We start from the raw sequence: 9,174 nt of genomic DNA, 5'->3' as shown, positions 1-9,174 counted from the left end.
TCGCCGGGCACCGTGACGGCCTGGCCGAGCGTGCCCACCGCCTCCTGCTCACCCGCGACATTCGGTGGCGACGCCGGCAGGCTCTCGATGCCCTGATCGCCTGGGGTCACGACACCACCGGCCTTGCCCGGCCCGGCGACGAGGACCGCAGCCCGTACGTCACTGGCCGGTCCTGGGGCGGCGGCTGGCACCCCGAGAACCCGCCATTCTGATCGTCAGACCGGGAACCCAGGCCGACTACCCGCCCGGCCCGCGCCGGCATGCGCCGGTGGTGTGGCGTAGACGCCGATGAGCGTCGCGCGCCACGGGCAACGGGGTGCGGTGCGCACCGCCTGCCCGATTCTCCCAGGCCGCCAGGCGTTCGTTGCCGGTCCGGTGGCCGCGGTGCTGCCCGTCCCGACCACGCGGGAGCTGGTGGCCGCGCTGGTCTCCGCGTCGGGCGGTCCGTGGTGGGAGTCGCGTCTGCTGCACGCGAAGCTCGGCCCGATGAAGGGGGCGCAGCGTGTGAGCCGTGCGGCGGTCCCTCTGTACCGTTGCGCGGGGCAGTGGGCCCGGCATGGCATGCTGCCTCGCATGATCGACACTCCCGATAGCGGCACCTCGGGCGAGACTTGGTCGTTCGCCACCGCGCGCGAGCCGGCCGAGTTCCCCGCAGTCGAGGTCGAAGGGGTGCCCGGCGTCGAGCACGCCGGGGGCCGGGGCCGTACCCTCTGCGGGATCCGCAGCCGGTACCTGAAGCTCTTTCTGCACCACTTCCAGCCGCAGGCTCTGGCCTCGTGCCGCAAGTGCCGAGCACTGGCCGAGGCGGCACCGTCCCGACCGTGCGGGCAGGAACGCCTGCACAACCTGCTCCTCCGGGAAGCCGACGACGGGCGGCTGCGCACGGACCTGCTCGCCGCGCTGCGCCGGGGTGCGCGGATCGCGATCTGGATCACCGGCCCAGCAAAGGACCTCGCCCGGTCTCACTCGCGGATCGACCGGATGACGGAGGAGGCCGGCCCGGCCGCCGAGACGCTCGCGGCGGCCAGCGCCTCCATCACGCTGGCCCGCATCGAGGATGCCGACCGGCAGTACCTCGTCGTCCTGCCGCCGGATGGCCGTGCCCGCATCGCGCGCGGGGTGGTGACTGCCCCTCCCGCGGCTTACTGAAATTGAATTCGTGATGTCGGTGTCAGCTGGGGTCAGTCGTTCATGACCAGGCCGGCCTGGGCGAGGCAGCCGTCGATCAGGTGCGGGCGGTACTGGATCTTCTTGAGGCGGGTTCGGACGGTCTTGGCCAGGTGGTCGACGTTGGCGGCCGCGAGGTTGCCGATGCCGCGCTTCACCAGGGCCCAGATGCCCTCCTGCGGGTTGAGATCGGGCGCGTAGGAGGGTAGCTGGAAGACCGTCAGCCAGTCCTGGTTCGCGGCGATGAACTCCCTCATCGGCGGCATCAGGTGCGTCGAGAGGTTGTCCCGGACCAGCACGATCGGGCCGCCGAGCTGGATGCGGGCCCGCAGGATCAGGTCGCGGTAGTCCTGCCAGGTGAACGCCTTGCGCTCGCCCTTGCGGCCGCGATGGACGCGGAAGCCGTAGATCATGCGGGAGCGCTGGCCCGCCTTGTAGCAGGCCATCCCGGCTATCGAGACCCGTCCGGAGCCCCGGCCGCGGACGCGGACGACCGGCGTGCAGCCCACGCGGCCCCAGGTCCTGGCACGCGGCGGTCTCATGTGGTCTGCCCGGCTTCGTCCTCGAAGACGAGCCAGGCTCCCCGAGCCGCCGCAGCGCTTTTACCCGGGGCCAGACCTCCTTCTGCTACAACTCGACTGCCTGGTCGTCCCGTTCGACGGCCCGGCGGGCCGGCCGCTGCCACGACCAGCCATGGCGCTTGAGCAGCGCCCAGGTCCCCTCGACCGTGTAGCTGACGTGGAACAGCCGGCCGATCAGCGTCTTCACCCGGGCGAGCGTCCAGCGCTGGTCCTCCCAGCCATGGGCGAGCGGACCTCGCTCCAACTCGCCCTCCAGTCTGGCGATTTGCCTCTCGCTGAGCCTCAGTCGACCGGGTGAGCCCTTCGAGAGGACCCCGGCCTCACCTCGCTCCCGCCATTGCCGGCGCCATCGCTCCACCGACCGCTCGCTCACCCGCAGCGCGGCGGCGATCTCCCGGTTCTTCTCCCCGCCCTCGAAGCGTTCCACGGCCTGCAGCCGGATCCGCTCCCGCGCGGCCCTCTCGGCGTCGGTCAACCCGCCGCCCTGCGCGTATCTCACAGCTCAGGGCTACCGGACCCGCCCAGCAGCTGTCAGGCAAACAGCCCCGACATCACGCTTTCAGGTTCAGTAGTCAGGCTGACCTCGAACCGAGGCGCCGGCTGCCGCGCGGTCGTAAAGCAACAGCATTGCGGTTGGGCGGCCCTGGGGCCGCTGGGGCCGAGGGCTCGCCGGGTGGACGACGGGTTGCTCACGGCCGTTCGACGAGTCCGGGTGCGGCCCGGTAGCCGCCGACCCGGGCGGTGCGGCCGGCAACGCCGGACGCCCACACAACCCAACAGCCCCGCAGGGGAGAAACCACCGCCGTCCAACCGCACAACCACAGACCCAACCCATCCCACCAAGACCAGGAGGAAGGAGCAGACAGAGGGGGTTGTCGGAATTCCCGGCAGCCCGAAAACCGCCTCTGAGCTGTGGAAACGCTCGGCGGGGGGCGGAGGGCGCGGGGTACCTACGGTGGTAGCTGCGGGCGTACCTACGGTGGTACCCACGGTGTCACCTGCGGTGGTGCCTACGTGCGGTCAGCGCTACGCCGGGAGCGGCTGGGTAGGTGGGCTGCCGGGGTCCGGTGGCGTCGATCAGGCCCTGTTCCAGGGCCTGGCGGACGATCAGGGCGGCGTCGGCGGCGGTGTCGCAGGCGAGCGGGTGGCCGGGAGCGGTGGAGTCGACGAGGTAGCGGCCGTCGACCAGGACGGCCCAGCCGTCCACGCGGCCGGCGCCGAGCTCGAATTCCGGTTCATTGCCGGCCCTCGCTCGAAAGGTGGGTAACCGTGTCCGTGTACGGCTCGAACGGCCGGGCCTGGCCCGACGCGGTGTAGCGTCGGGCCAGGTGGCGGGATGGTTCGGTCAGGCCGGGCAGTTGCCCAGGACGACCTTGCCGCCCGACTGCGAGGCGGTCGCCGGATCCACCATCAGGCACAGGTTCGTCCACTTGTTGATGAACCGGAGGGCCGACTGGTTGGCGAGATTGGTGGGCATGATGTTCCACATCTGGTTGTCGGAGATCCAGCGGGTCTCACAGGGCCACCAGAACAGCTGGGTCCCGGCCGACGGCGGAGTCCCGTTGTTCCACGGGACGGTCAGGCACTGGCCGTTGGCGGCCTTGATCCAGTAGTAGCCCATGCTGTCGAAGGTGGACGGATAGGCGGCCTGCCACTGCTGGCTGCTGGGCGGGTTGCTCTGGCAGGCCCGCTGCTGCACCACGCCGCCCTGCCCGGAGCTGTCGAACTGGGGCCCGCGGGTCATGCACCGGCCGTACTTGCTGTCCACGTAGGTCTTGTCGGCCTTGACCAGCCAGATCGCCGGGCTGGTGCCCCGGGCGTCGTAGTAGGCGTTGCGGGCGATGATGTTGTGCACCAGCGCCCAGCCGGGGTAGTCCATCATGACGATGCCCAGCCGGCGGTTGGCGGTGTCGTTGTTGAGGTAGTTCATCAGCCGCACGTTGACGCCGTCGACCCAGACCAGGTCCTTGCCGCGCAGGACGCCGTAGCCGCCCGCGTACTCGGAGGGGACGAGGTTGAACGGTGCACGGGACGCGGAGGTGTAGGTCACGAAGGTCTGGTTGGCTGGGGCCGAGCCGGCCGCGGCGAGGTTCTTGCTGACCAGGCTCCACTTGGCCGGGGCGTCGGTGGCTGCCCAGGTGTCCTCGGTGTGGTCCCCGAAGCCGTTGAGGCCGTAGGAGCCGCCGTTGTCGGCGTTGAAGACGGACAGCACGATCTTGCCGCGGGCCTGGCCCAGCGTCGGCGGGTCGCTGCGCTTGCCGTTGTTGTAGAACAGCCCCGCGTACTGCTTCGCGTAGGCGTCGAAGAGGGCCGTGTGGCTCGCCGTCGGATGGTCGTCCGTGCAGCTGAAGGTGGAGCCGTCGCACTCGGCCCGCAGCCGCATCAGGAGGGTCTCGCCCCGGTGGGCCGAGAGGAAGGCCTTCGCCTTGGTCAGGACGTCGTCGAAGTTGGCGTTCTGGTAGAAGGGGCCGTGGTGGATCACGAACTTGTCGTTGATGATGCGGACCCGGATATCGACCGCGCGGATCCCGCGGTCCAACTGCGCGGACAGCGTCGCCGCGCTGTCGCCGAAGTCCTGCTGCGTCTGGGCGCTGGAACCCCCGTGCACGGCCAGCGTCTCGTGGGTGCCGGGAATGGACATCGCCGTCAGCGGCGTGGTCGCCCCCACCTTGCCCATCCAGTCCTGCTGGTCGGCCGAACCGAGGTTCTGGAAGGCGTCGCGGTTGTCCGTCCCCTCGGCCAGGGCGGCGTGCGGTACGGCCAACGGGGCCACGGCCAGGGCGAGGGTGGCGACGGCGGTCACCATCGCCGTCCGGGTCAGGCGGCGCAGGCGGGGCAGGCGCCGCAGGGCGGCGCAGGCCGGGCGGGCGGACGTGGCGGAGGTGTGGGGCATGGCCACCTTTCGGGGGAGGGGAAGGCCGCAGGCACGGCCGAGGCCGGGCGCGTAGCTCTGTTCACGACAACGGGCAGCACTTCGACGTCGGTTCAGGAGGCGGTAAGCGGTCGCGGCTAGGCCGGAATGCAGGTTCTGACGGCGGCCAGGCCCTCGGCGGCCTCCAGGAGGAGCGGGCCGGCGTGGGGCTGCTCGATGAGGGCCTGGGCGTGGTAGAGCGCGTTCTCCAGGACGGCGGCCGGGGCGCGGATGTGGCGCAGCGCGGCGATGGCGTCGGCGGCCTGCCCGGCGGGCCGCAGGGCAGGCTGTGGGGCGGGCCGCCGGGTGGTCTGTGGGGCGTCCGGGCGGGGTGGGTGGGTCCGGGAGGCGGGACGGCTCCAGGGCGGCTGCTGGTGGCTCTGGGGGCGCTGCTGGGGCCGGGGGCACGGGCCCGTGCCGGGCCCGAGGGCTCGCCGGGCGGAGGACGGGTTGCTCACGGCCGTTCGGCGGGTCCGGGTGCGGCCCGGTGGCCGCCGACCCGGGCGGTGCGGCCGGCACTGCCGGACGCCCACACAACCCAACAGCCCCGCAGGGGAGAAACCACCGCCGTCCAACCGCACAACCACAGACCCAGCCCATCCCACCAAGACCAGGAGAAAGGAGCAGACACAGGGTTGTCGGGGTGGCGAGTTTCACCTTGCCGGCCACTCACCACGGCATCTGACCTGCGCGTTTACCCGGAATCCGGGCGCTGCGGGCGGGAGAGGCGGCGACCGGTTGGCGCACCGGTTCGACCGCGGCACCATGGCCAGCAAGAAACTGGCCTCGAAGCTGATCGGCTACGCCCGCTTCCACGAGCACCACCCCGTCCCGGTCCACCTGCGACGCACGACCGGTGCGCAGAGCGTGGGGCCTGCCTGGCAGCAGCACTACACGCGGTTCCCCAGGCTGCTGTTCGTCCAGGCCGACACCGGTGAGCAGGCCGCCCGGCACCGGATCCGCGACCTGCAGGCGCTCGCCGGCCTGCACCCGATGGTGGAGCAGATGCTGACAACCGTTCGGGCCGGGGCGGCCCTGCTGGACGACCTGGAGAAGCACGGGCCCGGCGGAGCGGTGTGGCACACCCTCGCCGACCCCCAGCGGCCACGGTGCGGGGCCTGGCAGCTGTAGGGCGCAGCGGGCTGGTCCGGCCGGGGCGGCATCAAGGTGCTCGCCCCGGCCATCAAGGGATCCGGCACCACCATCAAGGTGCCCCGGCCCGGGCATCAAGGTGTTCAGGGGGCACCAAGGTTCCCAGGGCCGGTCGCCAAGGAATCCGGGATGGTCATCAAGGAATCCACCAAGGTTGGCGGCCTCACCTTGGTGGTGGCCGTTACGTGATCGTTGCGGCCAAGGGGGCTGTTCACCAAGGGATCCGCCAAGGTGCGCGGGGTTCCCTACGGCGACCGCGTGGGGCATCGGGCCCCGCGCCGAGCCGAGAGGGGTACCCCTGCGATGACGACGGGCAGGAAGCGGGCGAGGACCGGGGCGGAGCCGGACGGCGAGACCCGAGAGGTGGAGATCACCTGGGCGGTGGTGGCCTCGCTGTTCCAGTTCCGGATCGCCACCGCCGAGCAGCTGCGCCGGCTGCACGCCCCGGACAGCATCATCGAGAAGATGCGGGCCCGGCTACGCAGGCTGCGCGAGCAGGGTCTGGCCGACCGCGACGTCGCTCGGCCCGCTAACTCTTTGACCACGAAGCCGAGTTGGCTCGTGAGACGGTTCGTGCGACGTTGGTAGCGTTCCAGCAGGCTGGGTACCTGCTCGCGGAACGTCTGCCGTCTGCAGCCCAGCATCGGGCAGGCCAGCCGGCGAACGCGCACCACCACCAGCACCCGCCGGTCGTCCGCCGGCAAGTCCGCCACCGTCCGATGGTGGAAGCCGTGCACGCGGTCCGTCGGTGCCCCGCAGGCCGGGCAGGGCACCGGACCGTCCTGGGTCCGAGCCACCACCCTAATCACCTGGCCCTCGTCCAGCACATCCTCGATCACCAGCGGCGACAGTCCGGAAAACACCGTGCCCACAAGCTCGTTGACATCTCGCACGACCTGTCAACGACGCCAAGTCACGCTTCGTTACCACCGATTACGGGACAGAGCCGTTGGCTGGACACACCCCTGCCACCCTCGCCGGAGACTCCCCCCACAGGTCAGGGCGGTGAGTCTTGCCCGAAATGGTCCGGTCGAGTGTTGGCGAGGCTCGGGGAGACGGCGGGTCTGCGAACACTGCCTCGCCACCTGATCAAGCAAATCGGCGAACCTATGAAGCCACGGCACCAGCGCCTTCCGGAGTGGGCGACGCGACCACCCAGGTGCTGGGGATGCAGATGGGGGTCCGGGCCGTGCCAGCACGCGGCGCGGCCGGCCCCCACGGCGGCGTCCATCGTGGAGGCCCGGGCAGGCTGCTCCCCCTTCCAGTTCGCCGCACGCGACCGTGGACTGCCTTACACGGCTGGGTACTCCCGGTCAGTGCCGTCGCTGGTAGCAGGGAAACGTTCGGCATGGCCCCAGTGGCGTGCTGCTCCCTGCAAGTACTCGGCAGGTGACCAGCGGGGTTGACGTTATGCTGTCAGGCGGTCTACGGGCCGTGGCAAAGGATTGTGGGGGGACGATGGGTGGTGCTGGTGTCGGGACGGGGTTCGGTGCCCACCCGGAGAAGCTCGGGGATGCGGGTGACAAGCTGGTGTCGGCCAGTGGGGATTTGGGGGGCGGCAAGGAGACCCTGGGCAAGCTCAGCATGTCCGACGCTGCCGTTTTCGGTGAGTACGCGGGTGACGCGGCGAAGGCCTTCTGGTCGGCGTGGCAGGACGAGCTGCAGGTGAACGTCGACGTACTGTCGGACCTCGGGGGCAAGGTGCACACCACCGCGGCCAACTTCACCCAGACGGACCACGGCGTCCAGCAGCAGTACCAGTAGGGGGCCTGAGCGTGCCGGACCACGACGCGCACCCGCTCGGTGACGACAAGGGCGGCAGCCAGCGGCAGCGGGCCGAGAGGCTGAAGAAGACCATCGACGAGTCCCACGGCATGTGGGGCGCGGGCGACTTGAAGTACGCCGTCCACGATGCCCTGCAGCTGCCCGCTCCGAAGGGAGACTCCGGCAAGCTCGGCGAACTGGCCGCCGCCTACAACACGGCCGGCAGCCAGGTGGACCAGATCCAGATGAAGGTGGCGCAGGTCAGCTCGCAGCATCTGCCCGACGCCTGGACCGGGCAGGTCGGCGAGAAGGCGGCCGAGGTGGTCAAGGCCTCCGCCGACGACCTGGGGCGCTGCCGGGATCATGATGGGCAAGGGCCGGGACCAGCTCAAGGCGTTGGCCAGCGCGCTGAGCGAGGCGCAGACCCTGCACGGCCAGGGCGCCGCGCCGCTGAGCGAGGCGCTGAATCTGCTGCATGAGATCATCGTCTCCGGCGCGCCGGACCCGTTCCACTGGGACGACGACACGATGCACAGCGCCCACGCCAAGGCGAAGGACGGCATCAAGTCGATCTACGATGCCGCGGTGAAGGCCGAGAACGCGGGCCGCGCCGCCGCCCGTGAGCTGAACGCGCTGGCGGGCAAGGCGCTGGCCGGCAGGTTCAAGAACAAGGGGCTCGGCGCGGAGGACAAGCTGGTCATCGCCGATGCCGCCCTCGACGGGAACCAGGGCAACGGTGGCATCCTCACAGCCAACGACGTGACGCGGGCGGCCAGTTCATGGACAAGATGAGCGACGCCGACCGGGCCCGCTTCGACCAGCTGCTGGCCGGCACCAAGTCGGCCGAGGAGCGCGCCTACCTGATGAAGGCCCTGGCCGCCGGGCACAGCTACGACGAGATCAAGGCCTTCGACGACCAGATCCACGCCCACGGCGACGACCCCCGCTGGCTCACCGACCGTATCGCCCCCGTGCAGCTCGAAGCGGTCTCAGCCCAGACAGCGGGGACCGGCTACAAGGGTGTCAACTGGGATCAGGGCCAGCTCAACACCTGCGTGGCGGGCTCGACGGTGACCGCCCGGGCGATGGTCGACCCGCTGTACGCCTTCCAGCTCACCACCGGCGGCCACCCGGACGACCCGGCGTACGACAACGGCAACGCCTCGCTCCAGCGATGGTTGAAGGAGACCGACCGGGTCTACGACACCCGCTCCTCCTGGATGCACCTGGGCCAGGACGGGATGTACGACTGGGAGTCCAAGGACGTCGCCGACGACGAGATCGCCAAGCACACCGGCGCACAGTACCACACCGTGGACCTCGACAGCCATGACAAGCGCCGGAACGCGCTGGCCGAGATCGAGCAGAAGGTCGATGAGGGCAAGCCCGTCCCGCTGTCCGTCCACGGCGGAACCTTGTTCAATCCCCACGGCCACCAGATGATGATCATCGCGCACCGCGGCGACCAGCTGGAGATCTACAACCCCTGGGGCTACACCGTCTGGGTCAGCGAAAGCGACTTCATCAACAACCACATGCAAGGCGCCTCCGACGACAGGCACCCCGAAGTCCGCAGCGTCCGAATGCCCGAGTGAGGCC

Annotated in this window: 10 protein-coding genes and 3 pseudogenes; 7 read left to right on the top strand and 6 right to left on the bottom strand. The window is 70.4% G+C overall.

From position 1 onward, the window contains the following. Together ACFVWU_RS33495 and ACFVWU_RS33490 are read left to right on the top strand one after the other, a co-directional pair. A pseudogene (locus ACFVWU_RS33495) lies at nt 1–212 on the top strand (hypothetical protein); the annotation flags it as partial. A 76-nt stretch (nt 213–288) separates the two neighbouring features. Then, entirely contained in the window at nt 289–1,149 is an 861-nt protein-coding gene (locus tag ACFVWU_RS33490; RefSeq protein WP_387627836.1) for a hypothetical protein, read from the top strand. A 32-nt stretch (nt 1,150–1,181) separates the two neighbouring features. Here ACFVWU_RS33490 and ACFVWU_RS33485 read toward each other — a convergent pair whose 3' ends face one another. From ACFVWU_RS33485 to ACFVWU_RS33465, 5 genes and pseudogenes are all read right to left on the bottom strand, one after another. Continuing rightward, nucleotides 1,182–1,676, bottom strand: coding sequence for a transposase (locus tag ACFVWU_RS33485; protein ID WP_387627834.1), 495 nt, complete (start codon nt 1,674–1,676; stop codon nt 1,182–1,184). A 40-nt stretch (nt 1,677–1,716) separates the two neighbouring features. Continuing rightward, nucleotides 1,717–2,247: pseudogene (locus tag ACFVWU_RS33480) on the bottom strand (winged helix-turn-helix domain-containing protein); the annotation flags it as partial. A 495-nt stretch (nt 2,248–2,742) separates the two neighbouring features. Further along, a complete protein-coding gene (locus ACFVWU_RS33475; protein WP_387627832.1) occupies nt 2,743–2,955 on the bottom strand; it encodes a hypothetical protein in 213 nt (70 codons plus the stop codon). A gap of 138 nt (nt 2,956–3,093) precedes the next feature. Next, a complete protein-coding gene (locus ACFVWU_RS33470; protein WP_387627830.1) occupies nt 3,094–4,641 on the bottom strand; it encodes a phosphatidylinositol-specific phospholipase C domain-containing protein in 1,548 nt (515 codons plus the stop codon). 116 nt (nt 4,642–4,757) lie between these two features. Then, a complete protein-coding gene (locus tag ACFVWU_RS33465) occupies nt 4,758–5,117 on the bottom strand; it encodes a hypothetical protein (protein WP_387627828.1) in 360 nt (119 codons plus the stop codon). A 307-nt stretch (nt 5,118–5,424) separates the two neighbouring features. On the opposite strand from ACFVWU_RS33465, the gene ACFVWU_RS33460 reads away from it, so the two are divergent. Further along, entirely contained in the window at nt 5,425–5,790 is a 366-nt protein-coding gene (locus ACFVWU_RS33460; RefSeq protein WP_387627826.1) for a hypothetical protein, read from the top strand. Nucleotides 5,791–6,320: 530 nt separating this feature from the next. Here ACFVWU_RS33460 and ACFVWU_RS33455 read toward each other — a convergent pair. Continuing rightward, nucleotides 6,321–6,674, bottom strand: a pseudogene (locus ACFVWU_RS33455) (transposase family protein); the annotation flags it as partial. A gap of 595 nt (nt 6,675–7,269) precedes the next feature. Here ACFVWU_RS33455 and ACFVWU_RS33450 point away from each other — a divergent pair. The 4 genes from ACFVWU_RS33450 to ACFVWU_RS33435 are packed head-to-tail and all read left to right on the top strand — an operon-like array spanning nt 7,270 to nt 9,170. Then, nucleotides 7,270–7,575, top strand: coding sequence for a WXG100 family type VII secretion target (locus ACFVWU_RS33450; protein ID WP_387627825.1), 306 nt, complete (start codon nt 7,270–7,272; stop codon nt 7,573–7,575). Nucleotides 7,576–7,586: 11 nt separating this feature from the next. After that, on the top strand, nt 7,587–8,054 hold the full coding sequence (locus tag ACFVWU_RS33445) for a hypothetical protein (protein WP_387627824.1): 468 nt from the start codon (nt 7,587–7,589) through the stop codon (nt 8,052–8,054). Further along, on the top strand, nt 7,972–8,367 hold the full coding sequence (locus tag ACFVWU_RS33440; RefSeq protein WP_387627823.1) for a hypothetical protein: 396 nt from the start codon (nt 7,972–7,974) through the stop codon (nt 8,365–8,367). The genes ACFVWU_RS33445 and ACFVWU_RS33440 overlap by 83 nt, the downstream gene beginning before the upstream one ends. Further along, complete coding sequence (locus ACFVWU_RS33435; protein WP_387627821.1) at nt 8,355–9,170, top strand: hypothetical protein; 816 nt, start codon at nt 8,355–8,357, stop codon at nt 9,168–9,170. The genes ACFVWU_RS33440 and ACFVWU_RS33435 overlap by 13 nt, the downstream gene beginning before the upstream one ends. Nucleotides 9,171–9,174: the final 4 nt, after the last annotated feature.

The sequence above is a fragment of the Kitasatospora sp. NPDC058190 genome (assembly GCF_042883685.1).
Taxonomy (GTDB): domain Bacteria; phylum Actinomycetota; class Actinomycetes; order Streptomycetales; family Streptomycetaceae; genus Kitasatospora.
The sequence above is the reverse complement of the archived record's forward strand: the minus strand, read 5'-3'. Positions and strand labels throughout refer to the sequence as shown.

Coding starts and splice junctions, on each gene's coding strand:
- ACFVWU_RS33490 (WP_387627836.1), top strand. CDS start 289: ATGAGCGTCGCGCGCCACGGGCAACGGGGTGCGGTGCGCACCGCCTGC.
- ACFVWU_RS33460 (WP_387627826.1), top strand. CDS start 5,425: ATGGCCAGCAAGAAACTGGCCTCGAAGCTGATCGGCTACGCCCGCTTC.
- ACFVWU_RS33435 (WP_387627821.1), top strand. CDS start 8,355: ATGGACAAGATGAGCGACGCCGACCGGGCCCGCTTCGACCAGCTGCTG.
- ACFVWU_RS33470 (WP_387627830.1), bottom strand. CDS start 4,641: ATGCCCCACACCTCCGCCACGTCCGCCCGCCCGGCCTGCGCCGCCCTG.
- ACFVWU_RS33450 (WP_387627825.1), top strand. CDS start 7,270: ATGGGTGGTGCTGGTGTCGGGACGGGGTTCGGTGCCCACCCGGAGAAG.